The organism is Microcoleus sp. Z1_B2 (assembly GCF_036700325.1).
GTDB lineage: Bacteria > Cyanobacteriota > Cyanobacteriia > Cyanobacteriales > Microcoleaceae > Microcoleus.
In genome coordinates this window covers 163,683-184,571 of the sequence record NZ_JAUBOQ010000001.1, presented here as the reverse complement: position 1 = coordinate 184,571, position 20,889 = coordinate 163,683, and the positions used below count along the sequence as shown (strand labels likewise).

At 46.3% G+C, this 20,889-nt stretch carries 16 protein-coding genes; 8 read left to right on the top strand and 8 right to left on the bottom strand.

Annotated features, from left to right (window positions below):
* Positions 1-236: 236 nt before the first annotated feature.
* Entirely contained in the window at positions 237-1,409 is a 1,173-nt protein-coding gene (locus QT984_RS00690; RefSeq protein WP_333372784.1) for an FAD-binding oxidoreductase, read from the bottom strand.
* Positions 1,410-1,619: 210 nt separating this feature from the next.
* Here QT984_RS00690 and QT984_RS00685 point away from each other — a divergent pair, with 210 nt between their 5' ends.
* Both QT984_RS00685 and QT984_RS00680 read left to right on the top strand, forming a co-directional pair.
* Entirely contained in the window at positions 1,620-1,898 is a 279-nt protein-coding gene (locus QT984_RS00685; RefSeq protein WP_333207928.1) for a hypothetical protein, read from the top strand.
* A gap of 51 nt (positions 1,899-1,949) precedes the next feature.
* Entirely contained in the window at positions 1,950-2,489 is a 540-nt protein-coding gene (locus tag QT984_RS00680) for a DUF2231 domain-containing protein (protein WP_333207926.1), read from the top strand.
* A gap of 67 nt (positions 2,490-2,556) precedes the next feature.
* Here the strand turns inward: QT984_RS00680 and cutA are convergent, their stop codons facing one another.
* The 3 genes from cutA to QT984_RS00665 form a co-directional block, all read right to left on the bottom strand.
* A complete protein-coding gene (gene cutA, locus QT984_RS00675; protein ID WP_333207924.1) occupies positions 2,557-2,877 on the bottom strand; it encodes a divalent-cation tolerance protein CutA in 321 nt (106 codons plus the stop codon).
* 196 nt (positions 2,878-3,073) lie between these two features.
* On the bottom strand, positions 3,074-3,970 hold the full coding sequence (locus QT984_RS00670) for a pentapeptide repeat-containing protein (protein WP_333054310.1): 897 nt from the start codon (positions 3,968-3,970) through the stop codon (positions 3,074-3,076).
* A 253-nt stretch (positions 3,971-4,223) separates the two neighbouring features.
* Entirely contained in the window at positions 4,224-6,695 is a 2,472-nt protein-coding gene (locus QT984_RS00665; RefSeq protein ID WP_333207922.1) for a VIT domain-containing protein, read from the bottom strand.
* Between the two features lie 314 nt (positions 6,696-7,009).
* Between QT984_RS00665 and QT984_RS00660 the strand changes: the two genes are divergently transcribed.
* The 4 genes from QT984_RS00660 (at position 7,010) to QT984_RS00645 (ending at position 12,138) form a co-directional block, all read left to right on the top strand.
* Complete coding sequence (locus QT984_RS00660) at positions 7,010-8,014, top strand: Rpn family recombination-promoting nuclease/putative transposase (protein WP_333372781.1); 1,005 nt, start codon at positions 7,010-7,012, stop codon at positions 8,012-8,014.
* Between the two features lie 131 nt (positions 8,015-8,145).
* Positions 8,146-9,327: a transposase gene (locus tag QT984_RS00655; protein ID WP_333054304.1), complete on the top strand. Its 1,182-nt coding sequence runs from the start codon at positions 8,146-8,148 to the stop codon at positions 9,325-9,327.
* 100 nt (positions 9,328-9,427) lie between these two features.
* Positions 9,428-11,086, top strand: coding sequence for a CTP synthase (locus tag QT984_RS00650; protein WP_333372778.1), 1,659 nt, complete (start codon positions 9,428-9,430; stop codon positions 11,084-11,086).
* Positions 11,087-11,715: 629 nt separating this feature from the next.
* Entirely contained in the window at positions 11,716-12,138 is a 423-nt protein-coding gene (locus QT984_RS00645) for a hypothetical protein (protein WP_333054300.1), read from the top strand.
* A gap of 241 nt (positions 12,139-12,379) precedes the next feature.
* On the opposite strand, the gene QT984_RS00640 is transcribed toward QT984_RS00645, so the two are convergent.
* The 4 genes from QT984_RS00640 to QT984_RS00625 all read right to left on the bottom strand — a co-directional run bounded on the left by QT984_RS00640 (position 12,380) and on the right by QT984_RS00625 (position 16,077).
* The gene (locus tag QT984_RS00640) at positions 12,380-13,267 is read right to left on the bottom strand and encodes an ROK family protein (protein WP_333054299.1); all 888 of its coding nucleotides are present in this window, start codon (positions 13,265-13,267) and stop codon (positions 12,380-12,382) included.
* Positions 13,268-13,490: 223 nt separating this feature from the next.
* A complete protein-coding gene (locus QT984_RS00635; RefSeq protein WP_333372773.1) occupies positions 13,491-14,207 on the bottom strand; it encodes a tetratricopeptide repeat protein in 717 nt (238 codons plus the stop codon).
* A 396-nt stretch (positions 14,208-14,603) separates the two neighbouring features.
* On the bottom strand, positions 14,604-15,827 hold the full coding sequence (locus QT984_RS00630) for a murein transglycosylase A (protein ID WP_333372770.1): 1,224 nt from the start codon (positions 15,825-15,827) through the stop codon (positions 14,604-14,606).
* Positions 15,820-16,077 carry a hypothetical protein gene (locus QT984_RS00625; RefSeq protein ID WP_333054296.1) on the bottom strand — a complete coding sequence of 86 codons (258 nt, stop codon included), beginning with the start codon at positions 16,075-16,077 and terminating at the stop codon, positions 15,820-15,822. The genes QT984_RS00630 and QT984_RS00625 overlap by 8 nt, the downstream gene beginning before the upstream one ends.
* A gap of 645 nt (positions 16,078-16,722) precedes the next feature.
* Here QT984_RS00625 and QT984_RS00620 point away from each other — a divergent pair.
* Together QT984_RS00620 and carB are read left to right on the top strand one after the other, a co-directional pair.
* Entirely contained in the window at positions 16,723-16,962 is a 240-nt protein-coding gene (locus QT984_RS00620; RefSeq protein WP_333054294.1) for a hypothetical protein, read from the top strand.
* A 590-nt stretch (positions 16,963-17,552) separates the two neighbouring features.
* Positions 17,553-20,864 carry a carbamoyl-phosphate synthase large subunit gene (carB, locus tag QT984_RS00615; RefSeq protein ID WP_333054411.1) on the top strand — a complete coding sequence of 1,104 codons (3,312 nt, stop codon included), beginning with the start codon at positions 17,553-17,555 and terminating at the stop codon, positions 20,862-20,864.
* Positions 20,865-20,889 lie beyond the last annotated feature (25 nt).

Below are 20,889 nucleotides of genomic sequence, written 5' to 3'. Positions count from 1 at the left end.
TAAGCACAATACTTGTAGGGGCGGGTTTCACCAAAAATCTATCATCCAGACTAACAATCTACATAAACCCGCCCCCACCACGCGACAGAATTTCATCGCGGACAATTCAACGGAGAGGAGATAAAAGTATCGGGGGGGCGGGTTTATGAGATTGTAGATTATAGGCAATTATTGTTAGTGAACCCGCCCCTACAAAATTCATACAAGTCTCAATCAGGCCGGACATGATATCATTTTTAAGCAAATCGATCGGGAGACAAAAGCTCGATCGCCCTATCTTCTTCTCCCCCCGCCGCCTTCGCAAATCGCTCAGCCAAAGCAGGTACAATAGCCAAAGGATTGCTGAGACCCGAAAAAACGTTCAATCCAGGGCGATCGGCGATCGGCCCCACTACAGGCAAATTATCAGCGCTAAATGCCACACTACACTCGTGCCAAGTTGCAGGTAAACCTGCCAAATCAGGCAAAACCTTGCCGATTCCTGCACGAATTGCCGTTTCGCTGGTTTCTCGATCGACTTTAGCATTCAAATCGCTCAAAGTGCGCGACAATTGCCCGATCCGCAAACTGCCATCATTAAATTGAATGGCACCCGAATCTAAAATCGGTGACAGCAACTCTTTACCAGGTTCATCCCAAAGAAAATCCACCTCATTTCTACTCGATTCAGCTTCCAATTCAAAACGTTTTAATACCGCAGGCATCACCAAAGTTCTGAGTTTCAAATCCACAGGTGCAGTTTCCAAAATCTCCGTGCGAGTAAAATAAACTCCCACAGAAACACCAGCGGCTTTCAGTAAACTCCGACTCCAACCTCCAGCACAAATAACCGTATTTTCGCAGGCATAACTTTCCTGTACCGTCTTAACTCCCGAAATCCGATTTCCCTCTTCTATAAACCCAATTACTTCAGCAAATTCTATAGTTCCTCCCAACCGCAGAAACCCTTGACAATAAGCTTTATTTGTGGCAGTCGGCGAAATGTGACCGTGACGCACAGTCAGAGCTCCGGCGATCGCACTTTTATTCAACAAAGGTTCCAACTCGCCAGCTTCTGCAACACTCAAAAGCTGCGGAACGATCGCAAATTGCGCGTAATTAGCCGCCACTTTTTCTACATCATTGCCCGCATCAATTGTCAGCAACAAATCTAACTCGCGAAACTCAGTATCAGCATCTAATTGGGCCGATAAATGGCGGTGGCGTTCGATACCTTCCCGACACAATTGCCGAGTTAAATCAGTCGTTCCCGACCAATAAGCCAAGCCGCCATAACTAAAACGAGTAGCATTTTGCATGGTAGCATCTCGTTCCAAAAGCAGCACAGCAAAACCTTTTTTTGCCAGTTCGTAACTCAGTGACGCACCCGTAATGCCACCGCCGACAACAATCCAATCGTAACTTTTCATGGGCAACTCAAAGGGAAGGAAAATATCATGCTTAGATTTTAGCTTAGTTTTTTCGGAACAAATCGAAAAACCTCTACCTACAGGAAGAGGCTGTCTGCGATCGCCCTAACTGAAACTTCCACCCGTCGGGAGATGTTTGCGTAGAGATATTTTTCGTTCAATAGTAGGAATTAGAGTCAGCAAAAAATTAGAAATACCAGAGAGGTTTTTATGAGTATCGACAAACCAGGCAAAGATATGGAGCGCACGGTCAATCCGGGCGATCGTATTTCCGACCAACCGCAAACCATTGAAGAAAAAGCCCAGCAACTAGCGGTAGACCACGTACCCGACATCGTGGGAGATACAGTTACAGTTCCAACTTATGTAATCGTCGAAGAACCAGACGGGGAAAAGAAAGCTTTGCACCACGTCAAAGACGCCGACGAAATTTCTGACGTAATTCGGCAGGCCCGCGTTGACGAAAATGGCGAACGGGTTTGGGATTAAGTTCAATCCAATAAAAACGGGTTTTTTTGTACAAAAGTTATCGTAGAAATCATGGAAACAAATCCCAGAAATAGTACGCCCTATCCCAATCTTCCGCCGATTCTAGAAAGTCACGATACAGAGTACCGCGACGCCGGTATTACGAGTACGCTTTCAGTTGCAGGCCATCCCATCCACCCCATCATCGTCATCTTTCCGGTAGCCTTTTTAGTAGGAGCCGCCGGCACGGACATCGGTTATTGGCTGACAAGCGATCCGTTTTGGGCGAGAGCTTCGGTTTGGCTGATGGGTGTGGGTTTCGCTGCGGGGATTTTGGCCGCAATCACGGGCTTTTTAGATTTTTTCAAAGTTAAAAGAGTGCGCGATCGCAGTGCCGGTTGGTTGCACATGGGCGGCAATGTGGCGGTTATGGTACTTACCCTGATTAACTTGCTATTGCGACAAGAAAATCCGGCGGAGCCGATCGTATACACAGGTTTAGCAATATCGATCGTCGTAGCAACTTTGCTGGGCGTTACAGGCTGGTTCGGCGGCGAACTAAGTTTTCGCCACAAAATCGGCGTCATCGGCCCTACCAGTCATAATTCCTAGGTTTCTGACCATTTTTAGTAGGGAATTCCGTCCCTCTTCATTGGATAATTTAGGACTAAAATCTTGACTACAAACTTAAAGATTGTCCCAGCCAATTGAGATAAGCATCGCTGCCAGCGATAATAGGAATAGCAATAATTTCGGGAACTTCATAGGAATGGAGTTCCTGAACTTTTGTTTTTAAAGCCTCAAATTTAGCCAAATCAGTTTTAATCAGCAACTGCCACTCTGACTCGGAATGAATCTCGCCTTGCCAACTATAAATCGAGCGAATTGGTGACAAACTCACACAAGCAGCCAGCTTGTTTTCAATTAGAGATTTCGCGAGATTCTCCGCTTCCGCCTCCGATGCCGCAGTTACCAGCACCACCCCAAAATTAATTGTCATAGTAATCAGTGAACAGTCAATCGATTTTAGATTTTAGATTTTAGATTTTCGATTTTCGATTTTAGCATTGACTTGCGCGAGATAAATTCGGGGGATCCTTTATCGGATACAGGTTTTTTATTTCTGGACAGATGAATCACGTGGCGGGTATCCTGGATGCGGGAATTGTCAACAGTCAACAGTCAACAGTCAACAATCAACCGTTAATCTCATTAACTTCCCAAGAATTGACTCTGCCAGCCCCAGCTAAGGAAAAATAGCGCCTAGTAGATTCCGGCAAAATAGCTCCCGTCAACAAAGCATTATCTAAATTAGTTCCTATTAACGTCGCCTCGCTCAAATCTGCCGCCATCAAATCTGCTTGAGACAACTTTGCCCAATTCAGATTTGCCCCTCTCAAACAACTTCCCCTCAACTTAGCCCCGGTTAAGTTTGCACCCGCCAACTTCACCCCACGCAACTGAGCCGCGCTGAAATTCGCCCCCGCCAAATTCGAGCCTTCCAAATTAGCTCCCATGAGTTTAGCTTCGCTCACGTTGACGCCGCTCAAATCTACACCGCAAAGATTCACCCCTGTCAACTGCGCTCGTCGCAGACTGACTCCGGTTAATTGAGCTCCAAAAAGTTTTGCACTATTGAGCCTTGCACCGTAAAGGTTGGCCCACTTAAAATTAGCTCCCGTCAGATTCGCGCCCAGCAAGTTAACTAATTGCAAGTCGGCGCTGCACAAATTGGCATTCCACAACACAGCACCCCGCAGGTTTGCGCCAGTTAAAGTTGCGCCGCTTAACTTTACCTTGGGCATTTTTGCTTTTACCAAAAAAGCTCCACTCAAATTAGCTTTTGTCAAATCTGCACCAGAGAGTTGGGTTTCACCCATTTTGGCAAAACTCAGATTTGTTCTGTGCATCTGTGCATCTTTGAGTGTTGCTTTGGTGAGAAACGCCCTACTGAGGTTCGCCCCGGAAAGATTAGCTCGCGAAAGGTTGACTCCGATTAAGATTGCTCCGCTGAGGTCTTTCCCGCTGAGGTCGGCTCCAGTAAAGTCTCTTTCTCCTTTTTCGTAATTGTTGAGCAGTTCGCTAACTTCCATAGGGCATCATACCTTCTATGATTGGGGGGTTTCGATCCAGAAATCTTTACTGTTAAGGTTGTTTCAGAAAGGAAACTGTTTCAGAAAGGAAACTGTTTTAGCGTTTGCCTCAAACGGTATAAATTTCATTAACATCACTTTCTGTTTAAAGGCAATCTCTTAATAAAGATTTTATATCTTCCTCGCGGTAGCGATCCCAGTTTCGGTATTTTTGAATTAAAAATTAATGTTTCTTGACATAGATAGTCATTCCTTAACGATCGCCTGTAATTCGCAACTTCAGGCGCAGCGTGCCCTTGAATCCTGCAGGAGGTTGCCAGGAACTCAAGGCCCTCTTGAGAGTTTCTACGGCGTCTGTTGCTTGCAGCGTCGAGGTTTTAGTGTCGAGCGCCAATCGGGCAACGCGGCCGTCTTGTACCAATAACTTCCACACCGTTTCACCGCTAACCCCCGCCGGGAGATTAACAGATTGCAGGTATTGACTCAAAGCCGCGATCGCCCCGGCATCCAACCCTTCGACGCTAACTACTTGGAGGCGAGAAGCCAAAGGCTTCGGGCGTTGCAACTCACCGTAACCTTGCTGCGGCGCCATAGCAGGAGCTGGACTCACCGGTGCCGAGTTGCGAGTCGAGGTAACGCTGCGAGTGCCGCCCCTAGTTGGCTCTTCCCCTCCCGACTCGAAAATACCCTCGTAGCTGACACCCTGCGGCAATTCTACAGGCACTTGCACGCGGCGACGAGATCCATCTGGTTCCACTCGCACTTCTTCGCTCACAGCCACAAAAGCCGTGTATTCCGACAGCAAGCGATAAGTCAGAGCAGTATTAGTCACAGCTTCCACCAGAGATTTAGTCTCGCCACCAAACATTTGATTCATTAAATCTTTAATGCGCGATCGCCCCCAAAGTTGAGCTACCGCCGGATTGCCAAAATCCGTAGCGGTTGCTGCGACGGAAGTAGACTCTCGCTGCCTCCCGCCGGATTGAGCAAAATTAACAGGTAAAACTTGCTCGTAAGCTTTGCCACCTGCAAGAGTGCCGCGGATGCGAAGTTGGCCGTTAGTTCGATCGGCCTTTTTGCCAAACAAAACCAGTGGCCCACTCGCAAACAAGTCTGGGGGCGCGATCGGATAAATCTCCGGTTTTTCCCCCACTCCTTCCCAACTAATTTGAATATTAGTCAATACCGGACGATTAATTTCACGAAAAAACTTTTCTGTCGCTTCTGCCGACGGTTCATCTTGACGAATTACTTGAGAAGTGCCTCTTCCCACTTCCGCCAAACGGTTGAGCAAAAACCGATTCACCGAACCGCCAACACCAAAACTATAAAGTCGATTTCCTGGTTTCAGACTCTGCTGAACCAGAGCCAGCACTTCATTTTCATTACCAATGTAACCATCCGTAATTAATACAATACTCCGCAGCCTTCCCGTAGCCGCCGCCGGAAAATTCATCACTGCTTGAAGGCCGTTAAGCAGTTCACTGCCACCGTTAGCCTGCAACTTTTCGATATAATTAATTGCGCTTTGTCGATTTTCTGCCGTATTCGCTAAAGGAGTAGTTGAAAGCGCTTGCGTAGTGTTGGCAAAATCAATAATAGTAAAAGTATCGTTGGAATTCAACCCTTGAATAAAGCGGCGCATCAACTCCTTAGATTTTGCTAGTGGCTCGCCCTTTTGAGAACCGGAAGTATCCATCAGAAACACGACATCTTTAGGTACAATTTCATTATTTTTGTAATTTAATGCCGGAATTAAATAAGTAGCAAAATGACCGCCCCGCTGGTCGGATTGAGTCAAGACAGTTGCGCGCGTATTTTCGCCCGCCACTCGATAGCGCAAAATTAAATCTTTATTGGGAATTGTGTCAGAATTGGCTAATTGGACTTGCACAATATTTCCCCTGCGGTCAGTTGTAATTTGATGGGAAGTAGAGCGGACATCGCCGATCGCAACTCCGGCATCTATTTCTACCGAAACAGCAATATTGTGACCCGATCGCGCTCCCGGAGGCAAAACAGGCGGGTTAATGCGATCGGCATCGGTCGAATTTCCCGAAATATAGCGAGGCCCTACCACCATTGGAAACACAAATTCGTAATCGCCGCCGACAAATTTGAGACTTTCGGTGTAGCGAATCGTAACTTCAATTTTTTCTCCCGGTTTGATATTAGCCAGAGACTGAGTAAAAATATTGGATCGTTCTTGTTCCAACAAACCTGCACTCCGGCCTTGCTTTCTGGCTTGTTCGTACATTTCCAAAGCTTCCTCCCGGCGTTTGATATCAGCTTTAATAGTTCGTGAGCCTATTTTAATTTCCATATCGTCCACCGCTGCTTCGTCGGGCAAAGGAAATACATAAACAGCTTCTATAGATTCGGGAAAAGGATTTTCAAACTTCTGAACAACTTCGACGCGGGAGATATTGCCAGCTATTTTGGCTTTAACTTCAGTCTGTTTCAGAGGAAAGACTTGTTCTGGCGTCGTGTTGGGAGTTTTGACGAACAAACCGCCGACTGGACAGGGAGTTTCGGGCGATCGTCCGCCATTGCAATTAACATCGTTACTAGCGAGGATTTTCGGCGACACAGACGAATAATTTTCCCCAAGAGCATTTGCCCGCGCCCCATTGGGAGCGAGCCACACGCCACACTCGATGGCTGCGAGCAATGCGATACCAGTACAAAGCAACCGTTGAGGGGATAGAACGCAGACAAACTTCATAGCTGTTTTTTTTTAGCAGACTTGAGGTGCTTTGTTTACCATGACTTTACCATTGCCGAAACGTTCCTCAGTTAGCTTTTTGGGAAAAATGACTGAGCGCGTAGGGCTGATTTTAGATTTTAGATTTTAGATTAACTCTACAGGCGCTCATGGGGGAGTGGAACTTTTGTCTAGACTGCTGTGGGCTTGCATCCGTATTTGGGTGAAGTCGGTTGGGGCGATCGTCCGCGACCCAACCTAGAAGATTGTATGATAGTTAAATAATTAAATAACTCTAACCTCAACCTCTCAATCTCTAATAAATTGAAAAAGCCATGAATTTTATTAACCCCAAAACCGACTTTGCATTTAAAAAAATCTTCGGCTCGGCTGACAGCAAAGACATTTTGATTAGCTTCTTAAATGCCATCCTCTACGAAGCGCTGCCGGTCATCGAAGATTTAGAAATTCTTGACCCTTATTTAGCTCCCAAAATCAAAGGAGTCAAAGATACTTACTTGGATGTCAAAGCAAAAATTGGTGGCAGCAAAACTGTGATAATTGAAATGCAGGTATTGAATGTAGAATCCTTTGAGAAGCGGATTTTATACAATGCTACCAAAGCTTACTCAGTGCAATTAAAAAGCGGAGAAAACTACAACCTCTTAAATCCCGTGATTGCGTTGACGATTACAGATTTCCAAATGTTTGAGCATCTGGAAACAGTAATTTCGCGGTTTTGTATCAAAGAAAAAAACAACTTAGTCGAGTATTTGGCGGATGAATTAGAATTTGTCTTTGTTGAGTTGCCCAAATTTGACAAGACTTTAGCAGAATTAGAGACTCTGACTGACAAGTGGATATATTTCATGAAAACCGCTCGCACGTTAAGGTCTGTGCCGGAAGAGTTGGGAAATGTACCGGAACTCCGCAAAGCTTTTACAATTGCCAATGAAGCAAATCTCGATCCTGATGAATTGGAGGATTTAGAAAGGCGAGAAATTTTTATTCAAGACCAGCGCGGTGCAATTACCAAAGCTACCAGAATCGGGATAGAACAAGGAATCAGACAAGGCATCGAACAAGGCATCGAACAAGGCATCGAACAAGGCATCGAACAAGGCATCGAACAAGGCATCGAACAAGGCATCAAACAAGGAAATATGACATTAATTGTTCGTCAGTTGGAGCGCAGTGTCGGCGTGCTGTCGGCGGATCTCAAAACCAGCATCGCTCAGTTATCCACTCAGCAATTAGAGAATCTAGGAGAGGCACTATTAGACTTTGCCAGTTTGTCAGATTTGACAACTTGGTTGCAAGCACATAACAATCGTCAATAATTTGGTCAAATGGGTGTAGGGGGCAATCCCCCGTGGTTGCCCTTATGGATTACCAAAAACTTGGGTCTAAAGCCCCATCCTTTTAGAACGGCTTAGTGTTAGTATCTTAGCGTAGCGATTTTCCACGTAAGATGTTCGTTCTAGAATTCAAGGCGAAAGGAAAACCAAATCAGTACGCAGCAATAGACGAGGCAATTAGGACTGCTCAGTTCGTTCGGAATAAGTGCATCCGTTTCTGGATGGATAACCGAGGTGTTGGGCAAAAAGACTTGTATCGGCACAGCACTGCGCTCAGAGAAGAGTTTCCTTTCGTCAAAACCTTGAATTCTAGTGCTTGCCAAGCGTCAGTCGAGAGAGCTTATTCTGCAATTGCTCGGTTTTACGACAACTGCAAGAAAGCTCTTCCCGGAAAGAAAGGTTATCCGACTTTTAAGAAAAACTGTCGCTCAGTTGAATATAAAGTGAGCGGCTGGAAACTTTCAGAAACCCGCAAGCAAATCACTTTCACTGACAAGAAAGGAATTGGTAAGCTCAAACTAAAAGGAACGTGGGATCTAAACTTCTACCAGCTCGATCAAATAAAACGGGTACGCTTGATCCGTCGCGCTGACGGTTACTACGTTCAGTTTTTGATCGGTGCTGAAAACGAAGTAGATACGACGCCGACTGGTAAAACACTCGGTTTGGACGTAGGGCTCAAAGAGTTTTATACAGACTCTAACGGTCACTCTGAACCAAACCCCCAGTTTTATCGAACCACTGAGAAACGGTTAAAGTTTCGACAGCGCCGCGTTTCTCGTAAAAAGAAAGGCTCTGCCAACCGCAAGAAAGCAATTAATCGATTAGGAAGAGTACACCTCAAAATAAGTAGGCAACGTGAAGAACACGCTAAGAGACTGGCGCGTTGCGTAATCCGATCTAACGATTTGGTCGCCTACGAAGATTTGAGGATTAAAAACTTAGTAAAGAATCACTGTCTCGCCAAATCGATCAATGATGCGGGTTGGTATCTATTCAGGAAGTGGCTGGAGTATTTTGGAGTAAAATTTGACCGGGTGACGGTTGCCGTCAATCCAGCATATACTTCGCAAAAATGTTCTAACTGCGGTGCAATCGTAAAAAAAACCCTATCCGTAAGAACCCATGTTTGTGAATGCGGGTTCGTTATGGATAGGGATTGGAATGCTGCGATTAATATCCTGAAATTAGCCTTGAGTACGGTAGGGCATACCGGAACTTGGGTCAAAGACCCGAACGCTTTGGGAGATTCGACCTCTACTTTGGCTGGAGAAATCCTGTCGCAAGCAAGTTGAGTCTACGAACAAAGAATCCCCGCTGCTTTAGCACCGGGAGTGTCAACTATGTCACATTTGAGTCTGACCTGACATTGAAACATCTAAAGTCGAAAATCCTATGAGCAAATTTGTGTTTGTGACTGGTGGCGTGGTTTCCAGCATCGGCAAGGGAATTGTCGGTGCTTCCTTGGGCCGCCTATTAAAGTCGCGGGACTATTCAGTCTCGATTTTGAAGCTAGACCCCTATATTAACGTTGACCCCGGCACTCTGAGCCCGTTTCAGCACGGAGAAGTCTTTGTCACGCAAGATGGTGCGGAAACTGACTTGGATTTGGGGCACTACGAGCGTTTTACCGACACTTCCATGTCTCGCCTCAATAGCGTCACCACGGGTTCCATTTATCAAGCGGTGATTAACAAAGAACGCCGCGGTGAGTATCAGGGGAGCACGGTGCAGGTGATTCCGCACATTACTAACGAGATTAAAGATCGAATTCACCGGGTAGCAAAAAATACCAATCCCGATGTGGTGATTACGGAAATCGGCGGAACGGTGGGAGATATTGAATCTTTGCCGTTTTTGGAGGCAATTCGCCAGTTTCGCAAGGATGTCGGTCGGCAAAATGTTGTGTATATGCACGTCACGCTGATACCTTGGATTCCTTCGGCTGGGGAGATGAAAACTAAACCGACTCAGCATTCGGTGAAGGAATTGCGGTCGATCGGCATTCAACCAGATATTTTAGTCTGTCGGTGCGATCGCCCGCTGTCTTTGGGCATGAAACAGAAATTGTCGGAATTCTGCAACGTCCCCGAAGAATGTGTCATCACCGCTCAAGATGCTAAAAGTATCTACGAAGTGCCGCTGATGATGGAACAGGAAGGTTTGGCGGAACAAACGCTCAATTTGTTGCAACTCGAACATCGCCAGCCAGATTTGCATCAGTGGCAAACTTTAGTCAACAGGCTTTACAGTCCCAATCACAAAATTGATATTGCTTTAGTTGGCAAATACGTGCGGTTGAACGATGCTTATCTTTCGGTGGTCGAAGCTTTGCGGCACGCGGCAATTGCGATCGGCTGCGACCTGAATTTACACTGGATTAACTCAGAAGATTTAGAATCGGGAAACCTCGATAATTATCTCAAAGGTATCAACGGCATTGTTGTACCGGGAGGTTTTGGGGTTCGGGGAGTTGACGGCAAAATAGCGGCGATCGAATATGCTAAACACCACAAAATTCCATTTTTGGGATTGTGTTTGGGGATGCAGTGTGCTGTGATTGAATGGGCGCGCAACATCGCTCAACTAGAGGATGCCAACAGCGCTGAATTTAACCCAGATACAGCAAATCCGGTAATTAATTTATTGCCAGAACAGCAAGATGTAGTCGATTTGGGCGGTACAATGCGACTGGGTTTGTATCCGTGCCGTGTCAACCCAGACACGCTAGCTTTCAAACTTTATCAGAAAGAAGTGATTTACGAGCGGCACCGCCATCGGTACGAATTTAACAACGCCTACCGCAATCTTTTCTTAGAATCAGGTTATGCAGTGTCCGGTACATCTCCAGACGGCCGATTGGTAGAAATGATCGAATTTCCCAACCATCCCTTTTTCATAGCCTGCCAATTTCACCCCGAATTCCAATCTCGACCTAGCACCCCCCACCCCTTGTTTCAAGGGTTTATCCAGGCCGCTAGCATCCAGGGAAAGCAGGATGTTTTAGAAGATGAGGATCGCGACTTGGTGGCCGAGAAAGTTGCAGCAAACTGATCTCATATCATGTGCGATCGATTAGTTCTGATATATTAGATGTCTGTAGGGGCGGTTCAGAGTACACAATATTCAAATCGCCCCGGCAATCGACATTACAAAACCCGCCCAACAGACCAATAGGATTTGATAGGGGTTGCACTTATCGGACTAGATATCGGGCAGCATTCTCAACGAGTGAAAAACCTCCCCCCCAACCCCTATGCTAGGGCTGGGGGGCTAGTACCACAAGGGAGAAGGCAGAAGGTAAAAATGCAATACGGTTCAGTTAAGCTCGATCCCCTGGCGCCTAGGGCGGGCACAGGGGCACCGCCCCTACAAAGGGGAGTAGGGGGTGGGACAAGAACTTACTCTTGCGTCCCCCTTGGGAAGGGGGATTTAGGGGGATCTCGCCCGGAATAAATAGTTTTAACCCAAGCGTATTGGGTAAAAATGCTGATATTTTTACTTAACTTTTTAGCTTGGATTTCAATGGTGATACCAGTAAAAAAAAATGTAACTTTAGGCAACTTCCCAACCCCGATAGTCATCAGTCATGCCCAATCTAAAATCTAAAATCTAAAATCTAAAATGGTATGAGTTGTCAAACTATCCTAAAATACCAGGAAACACAGGTTTGAGGAGGCTTTGTGGCTTATTGGAGCAAAATTACTTATGAGAAAAGTACATACATAATTGACCTTGACACTATTAGTGCTTTTTCTAGCGAACTGGATAACAAGCGTCTCACCTTTTGGCTGCCTAATAGCAGTCAGCCGATTATCCTCAATCCCCAAGGCAATTCTGAGGCTTACAAGCAAGTTCTCGATTACCTCAAAAAAACCATCGATCGCAATTCGAGAGGTTCGTGGATTAAAATTCATTATGACCGCAAAGAATTTGCGATCGATATGAGTCGAATTAGCTCTTTTGCTTGCGAACAGAACGGTCGGCTAAGCTTTTGCCTGCCGGACAGCGCAACTAATATTATTATCCTGCGCCAAAACAACCCGGAAACTTATCAAGAAATTCAGGACTACATTAAAAATACCACTGGACAATCTCTGCCATGAAGCAGTCATTAGTCATTAGTTGTTAGTCATTAGTCATTAGTCGTTAGTTGTTAGTCATTAGTCATTAGTCATTAGTCATTAGTCATTAGTTATAAGTATGAACAATGAAGGAGGAAGGAAGACTATTTTTAGTAAATCCTAACATTCATTTTATTTTTTTTTGGGGTAAGGTGCTTAGGTTGCACCCTAAGTTTAGATATGAAAAAAGCGCAATAAACTGCGCTGCTTTTTGAAATTTTAACTATTGAACAAGCTGCCAAGCTAATTTTGCTGCCCCTACAATGCCTGCTTGATTGCCCAATTCAGCCACCAATAACTGTAAATCCTCGCGAGAACTCGGCAGTACACGTTGCTCAATTTCTTGTCGAACCTTCGGCAAGAAAAATTCTGCACCTGCACTAATTCCACCGCCGATAATAATAGCTTCCGGCGTCAAAATATAAATGAGACTTGCCAAACCGATACCCAGATAGCGCCCGTAATTTTGCCAAAATTCTAAAGCTTTGGCATCTTCCGACTTAGCTAGATTTGCTAATTCTAGCGGTTCCAAACCCGTTTCGCGGCGAATTGCTTGCACCGAAACGTACTGTTCTAAAGAACCGCGATTGCCGCTGTTGCACTCCGGGCCGTCGGGATTTATAGTAATCAATCCTAGTTCTCCGGCCGCGCCTTGATGACCTACAAATAGTTTGCCGTCTAGGATAACTGCACCGCCGACTCCTGTACCTAAAGTTATTAAAATTAGGTCTTTAAAGTGCCTTCCTGCGCCCAACCAAGCTTCTCCCAATCCGGCACAGTTGGCATCATTTGCTAATATTGTCGGCAGTCCGGTTTTAGCTTCCAACCAGTCAGCGAGGGGGACGTTATGCCAGTTTTTGAGGTTAATTGCTACTCTGGCTATGCGGCCGGCGGCGTCTGCAGGGCCTGGAGTGCCGATGCCGATCGCACTTACAGCATTTTCCACCGGATTCAGTTGTAAAATAGCATCGGTCATCGCAGCTAAAACGGCTTCTGGCGTTGCCGGTTGAGGAGTTGGAACAGTTAAGGATTGGTGACAAATGCCGTCTTCGCTAAATCTGCCGAGTTTAATTGCGGTTCCGCCTAAGTCAATGCCGATTACTTGTGTCATTCGATTTGAGTTTTGGATGCAAGGATTTGGGATTAATCCTCATAGGATAAACATATTTTAAGGTGCGGACTGTACACATTACCAAGTAAGTTTGTAGTGATAATTTAAATCCTCCAACTTCTATTTTAGTCTATAATACTTAGCGACAAAAAATGGGTTAATTATTAATACTATCATACCGATCGCAATTCCTAGCAAAAATTATGGATACCAGCGAGTTCGCCTATTTAATTTCGCCTAACTTACGTTGCGCTACCTCTCGGTTGTGCAAAGCATCGTGATAGTCTGGTTGGAGAGCAATTGCCTGGGTATAAGATGCGATCGCATCTTCAAATCTTCCTAAATTATACTGCTCATTCCCCCGATCGCACCACGCTTTCGCCTCTACATTAACTTCCGATTCTGCCTCCGCAGCTTCTGCGCCTTTGCGGTTCACTGTCCCAGAAAAACCCAAACCATCCCCAACAAACACCGCCTCAATCACCCTCCCCTTTGTCTCCTCCTCCTCAACCTCCGGCAGCGGAAACCGTGTCAATATCTCCCGCCCAATTTGCCTCGCCACCTCTGACAATTCCCCGCTGCCAATTCTACCTAACAAAACCAGCCGCTGCGCCAATTCCTGAAGCGATGCCACCGCATCCGTAGGGGCGGTGCCCCCGTACCCGCCCTGCTGGTTTTCCCCCTCTAACAATCGAGTCCCAAACCGTCGCAGCCAAGCAGCCAATTCACCATCTTTAAGGCGTTTTGCGATTAAGAATCCCGCTACATCTCCTCGACTCCAGCCGACATTCACCCCTTCCAGGATTTCCATGAATTTCGACTCGTATTCCGCGTCAGTTTGGGTGGGGCGGGGCGCAGGTGGTGGCGGCGGTGGTGGGGGTGCGGTTCCTAATAGGCGCTGGATGAGTCGTTTGAGGAATTGCCAAATTTTGTTTAGCATTTGTGGGGATGGGTTGGGTTGTTTCTATTTTATACGAATGCGGACAGGTTTGTCGGTATCTGCGATGGGAAAGGGGCGGGTGTTTGAGTATCTGGGATGGGTGGGTGCGGGTTGATGAATTATGCTATTTGATGATATAAATTTCGGCTAACCCGCCCTACCAATTTTGCTATTTTAGATGTATTATTTTATTATCAAATACCGTAGGGGCGGGTTCGCCCACAATCTATAATTCCCATCCCAAATATTGATAAACCCGCCCCTACCCAACCAACTAACCCATATTACCAAATACCTAGATAGAGTGAATATCGAAGAAACCGGGTTTTTTCCTAATCTGCGGATTATCGCGAATATTTTTTGTAAAAACCCGGTTTCTGGCCACTCGCTTTGTTCCTACTTTAAAAGCGGATAATACAGTTCTCCTGTTGAGTTGATATAACCGGCCCGATCGCCCGCTAAATCCCCCGTTCCCATAAATACGTCAACTCTCCCCGCGCCTTTGATTGCGCCGCCAGTATCCTGATCCAAAACGTACCGATTCACGGCATTTTGTTCGAGTTGTCCCGCCCCATTCGGATAAGGGAGTTTTGTACTAATTAATGCTAGTGCGCCGGGGGGCATTAAAGCTTTGTCGGTGGCGATCGACCTTTCGGCAGTTACTGGCACTCCAATGCTTCCTGTGGCTGGAGCTCCATTACTATCCCGGAAGAATACAAAGCTTTCATTTTTCGGCAAATATTTGTTCATATCTGCGGGAAAGTTGGTAAAATATTCCCTTAGTTTCGGCAAAGTTAACTCTTCTAAAGTAAACTTTCCGTCTTTAACTAATTCTCGTCCGACTCCTGTATAACTGTGACTGGTTTTGCCTGCAAAACCGACGGTCATCTCGCTACCATCTGTTAGTTGCAATCTCGCAGAACCTTGGACGTGCACGAGAAATGCTTGGAATCGATCGCGCAACCAAACTAATTCTAATCCTCGCAGCAATCCTTTACTTGCCTGCAAAGCATCTGCGCCTTCTAATTGCAATCTTGTCGGGTGAGGTTTCGGCCAAGATGCCATGTTTGGCGGCATCCGGTACAGGGGATAACGGTATTCGGAATTCGGCGTCCGAGATGCTGCGTAAGTCGGCTCGAAATAACCTGTAAATGCTACTGTTCCTTTGCCGTCTTTGCCCGTGGATTTGTAAAATACAAATTCGCGCTTGACAGATTCCTGAAGTTGTGCTGGGGTTGTGGAACTGACAACTAATTGGCGGAATCGATCGAGGGAACGGCGGACTCGATCGCGCGTAACTCCTGCGACTGGATAGCGGCTGTAAGCAGTGGCTGCGGCCGATGTATTGAGATAGCGGAGGCTGTGGTCGATCGACCTTAACAGCAATTCTTTATCGCCCGGTTTGCCATTTTCGCCCCAGATTTGAGCGTCAAAGGCGATCGACTCCAATTCACTCGCTTGCAATTGATTTATACTAATTGGTTGCAGCGATGGAACTGCAACGGCGGGCACCGAAAAAGCGATCGCCAAAACGCAACAGGCGATCGCCAATAGCTGATAGCGAAAAATCTTGCTCAATTTCCAATTTTCCCTACTCAATTGATGATTTTCCTTATTCATTGTATCGTTCGACGCTAGAAGTAAATATCGGTTCTACGCGAATTGCGAGAACGCTGGTAGGCCGAACTACCATGTATTCGCCTTGAATATTTTTGATCGGGACGTTAAGAAATTCTCTTGAATCTTGTTTCGGCACCAGCGTACTGCTGTACCATTTTTGAAAATCTTGCAGGGTTGCGAAACGCACTTCTTCGCGGTGCCCGCCCTCAAGCAGCAGGTGCACGGAATATTCGCTGGGAGTTCTAGGCATAGGAGATGGGGAGAGTTGTTGGAGGACAATTTAAAATCTAAAATCTAAAATTGATGTGGCTGCCCTCAAGCAGCAGGTGCACGGAATATTCGCACTTGTGTTCTAGGCATATCTGTATTTTAGATTTTTGATTTTAAGCTTTTGGAACGATTCCATATTTTACCTCTTCCTCGGCGCATTCCCTCATTTAGTAGGTTGGATTGAGGGAGGGGGAGAGACTGGGAGAAGGAGAGAGTGGGAGAGGGGGAGAGTGGGAAAAGGGGAGGGTGGGAGAGACCGGAGAGTTGTTGCAGGAAAATCTCAATCTAAAATCTAAAATCGATAAAGTTGTTGCAGGAAAACCCCAATCTAAAATCTAAAATCTAAAATCGCGCAATCGATTGACGGCGGCCCCCATCTGCGGCTACGCTGTGAAATTAAGGTTGCTTTGCTTGCAGAGGAAGCGGCCCGCGTCGCCCAAAAATCTAGTTGCACTGCCCAAAGCTGTTACCAGCAGCAATGGACAGCTACCGCCAAACTGAGTAAGCAGTATGGAGGCTGATTGAGAATTCTAACATTCTCTGTAGCCGCCCTGCTCTGTGTTAACGTGCGGGGCGGCTGGGTTTTTGGGTTTTCCTAGAAAACCAAAAACCAGGAGATCATATTATGTCACAGGAATTCGTGCCTGACGATAACTTTTCCGCGCGTCCAAATGACGACTCAGCAGTATCCGAACAGGAAGTCGTGCGGATAACGGTTGTCGGTTCCCGCGCCGCCGTGTTAGAAACCATCCACACCTTGTACCGACTGGGATTTGCCGCCGTCGGGGATTGGAGTCCGCCCCAGCGAGGCGCACAGCCGGGACAAGTTATAAGCGTACTCATTCGCCGATCGCGCAAAGCCTAAAAATAGGGTGAAATACGGTAGGGAAACCGTGTCTTTCGTTGTGTCAACAATCGCCTGAAACCATTGATAAATCTAGGTTTTAGCTAAGTCTAGATCCCCCTAAATCCCCCTGATTGTTGGGGAGTAGGGGTTGACTTTGAGAAGACTCTTGTCCCCCCCTTCTTAAGGGGAGTAGGGGTTGGCTAGGGGGGATCTAGATTTAATACTCAAACAACAGTCTGTGATTGGGTTTGACGTTAAGTTGACACCAATGGCTTCTTGGAGTGTCCCTACAATGATTAATCTGGCGGAATAAATGGATTGTGTATTTTAGAACACGATTTGACCGCAACACTTAAAATAGTCTTGATTTACCGATCGACTGCACCCTTTTCTCATCAATATTTCTGGTTAGCTGGGGGTGTCTGTGGGCCGGAGTTGCTAGGTTCTGCTTCCAAAAGGCTGAGAATGGTGCACAATTTCAAATTAACAACAAAACTTGCACTTTTTTGAGTAAGCTTTTGGGGGAACAGCTTAGAAAGCCTGTTTCTAAGACTGATGCAAAATATCAAATTAATCCTCAACCTTGTCCAATTACTAATTACGAACCTATGCCCCGTCGTCAAGACTTAAAAAAGATTCTTCTCATTGGTTCCGGCCCAATTGTTATCGGTCAAGCGTGCGAATTTGACTATTCAGGGACACAAGCTTGCAAAGCTTTGCGAGAAGAAGGTTTTGAAGTAGTGTTGGTGAATTCCAACCCGGCAACGATTATGACCGATCCGGAAACTGCCGATCGCATTTACATCGAACCTCTAACGCCGGCCATCCTCGAACAAATCATCGCTAAAGAAAGACCTCAAGCAATTTTACCGACTATGGGCGGTCAAACGGCGCTAAATTTAGCAGTTGCCGTCGCTAAAAATGGCGTTTTAGAAAAATACAACGTCGAGTTGATTGGTGCTAAATTGCCAGCAATTGAAATGGCAGAAGATCGGCTATTATTTAAGGAAGCGATGGCGCGAATTGGTGTCGCCGTTTGCCCTTCGGGAATTGCCAACACTCTCGACGAAGCCAAAGCCATTGGTCACCAAATCGGCAGTTATCCGTTAATTATTCGTCCTGCTTTTACAATGGGCGGCACGGGAGGCGGCATTTCTTACAATCAAGAAGAGTTTGAAGAAATGGCACAAGGCGGGATTGATGCCAGTCCAGTATCCCAAATTTTGATCGAACAATCTTTGATTGGTTGGAAAGAGTACGAACTCGAAGTAATGCGAGATTTGGCAGATAATGTAGTGATTATTTGTTCGATCGAGAATCTCGACCCGATGGGCGTCCACACCGGCGATTCGATCACCGTCGCCCCGGCGCAAACTCTCACAGACAAAGAATATCAGCGCCTGCGAGATGCTTCGGTGAAAATTATTCGCGAAATCGGAGTTGAAACCGGCGGTTCCAACATTCAATTTGCCGTCAATCCAGTCAACGGAGATTTCATCGTTATTGAAATGAACCCTAGGGTTTCCCGTTCCTCCGCCTTGGCCTCGAAAGCAACTGGTTTCCCTATTGCCAAAATGGCGGCAAAATTAGCGGTAGGTTACAGCCTAGACGAAATTTCCAACGATATCACCAAGAAAACTCCGGCGTCTTTTGAGCCGACAATTGACTACGTGGTGACGAAGATTCCCCGATTTGCCTTTGAAAAGTTCCCCGGTTCCGAACCGACTCTGACAACGCAAATGAAGTCAGTTGGGGAGGTAATGGCGATCGGGCGCAGCTTCAACGAATCCTTCCAAAAAGCCCTGCGGGGATTGGAAACAGGCCGCGCGGGTTTCGGCTGCGACAAACCGGAAAAGTTGCCGAGTTTGGAACAAATTCGCGCCGGATTGCGGACGCCAAATCCCGATCGCATTTTTACAGTTCGCCACGCGATGATGATGGGAATGTCGGTGGAAGATATCTTCGAGTTTACAGGAATCGATCCTTGGTTTTTGGATAAAATGCAGGAATTGCTGGAAACTGAGAAGTTCTTGAAACGAACGCGGTTGGAACAGTTGACAAAAGAGACAATGTTTGAAGTAAAGCAGTTGGGTTTTAGCGATCGCCAAATTGCTTACGCCACCAAAACATCGGAAGATCAAGTTCGCGCTTACCGCAAACAGTTAGGCGTCATTCCGATTTACAAAACAGTCGATACCTGTGCCGCTGAATTTGAAGCGTTTACACCGTATTATTATTCCACCTACGAAGCGGGTGCGGCTATTTGGGAATTGGGCGATGAAGAAAAGAAAGTTTCGCCTGTGGGCCACAGTCTCGCGCCGGAGTCGGAAGTTTTGCCTTCTACCAAGCGAAAAGTGATGATTTTAGGTGGCGGGCCCAACCGGATCGGACAGGGAATTGAGTTTGATTACTGCTGTTGTCACGCTTCCTATTCCCTAGGAGAAGATGGCTTTGAGACAATTATGGTCAACTCAAACCCGGAAACGGTTTCGACGGATTACGATACGAGCGATCGCCTGTATTTTGAACCGCTAACAAAAGAAGATGTTCTCAACATCATCGAAGCCGAAAATCCAGAGGGAATAATTATTCAGTTTGGCGGACAAACCCCACTGAAATTAGCGCTTCCTTTACAAAAAGCCCTCGAAAATCACCCCGATGTACAAACAAAAATTTGGGGTACTTCGCCGGATTCCATTGATACTGCTGAAGACAGGGAGCGATTTGAAAAGATTCTGCGCGAGTTGGATATTCAGCAAGCTGCTAACGGTTTGGCCCGTAGTTTTGAGGATGCTTTAATAGTAGCTCAACGCATAGGTTATCCGGTAGTGGTGCGACCGAGTTACGTATTAGGCGGCCGAGCCATGGAAATTGTTTATTCCGATACGGAATTGGAACGTTACATGACCTATGCCGTGCTGGTAGAACCCGATCATCCGATTTTAATTGATAAGTTTTTGGAGAATGCGATCGAGGTTGATGTCGATGCGATCGCCGATGTTACTGGCAATGTGACGATCGGCGGTATTATGGAGCACATTGAGGAAGCGGGAATCCACTCCGGCGACTCTGCTTGTTCTATCCCTTACCAAACACTTTCTGATGCAGCTTTGGTAACAATCCGTCGCTGGACTGTAGAATTAGCAAAATCCCTGAAAGTAATCGGGTTGATGAATATTCAATTTGCCGTTCAAGGGGAAGAAGTTTTCATTTTGGAAGCTAACCCGCGCGCTTCTCGAACAGTGCCTTTTGTCTCCAAGGCGATCGGAGTTCCCTTAGCAAAAATGGCCTCGCGAGTCATGTCTGGCAAAACTCTAGAAGCTTTGGGTTTTACTGAAGAGATTATACCCACTCATGTTTCGGTAAAAGAAGCTGTATTGCCCTTTGCTAAGTTCCCAGGAACTGATACCTTGTTAGGGCCAGAAATGCGATCGACCGGCGAAGTCATGGGAATTGACACCGATTTTGGTAAAGCATTTGCCAAAGCTCAATTAGGTGCTGGACAAATGATGCCGCTGTTTGGAACCGTGTTGGTTTCGATGCGCGATCGGGACAAACTAGCAGTTGTACCCGTTGTCAAGGAATTCTTAGAATTGGGTTTCCGAGTAGTCGCAACTCACGGGACACGCAAAGTTTTGCGAGAGCAAGGTTTAGAGGTAGATTTGGAATTGAAACTGCACGAAGGGCGGCCGAATTTGTTGGATTCGATCAAAAATGAGAAAATTCAACTAATTATCACCACACCTTCCGGCGAAGAATCCCGGGCCGACGGAATCTTTATCCGCCGCACAGCTTTGACTTACAAAATCCCGATTATTACCACAATAGCCGGTGCCAAAGCGACAGCAGCGGGAATTCGATCGCTCAAATCTCACCCGATGGAAGTAAAAGCAATTCAAGACTATTACCCGCAAGCCTAGACTGGGAAACACTCAAAGGTAGGGT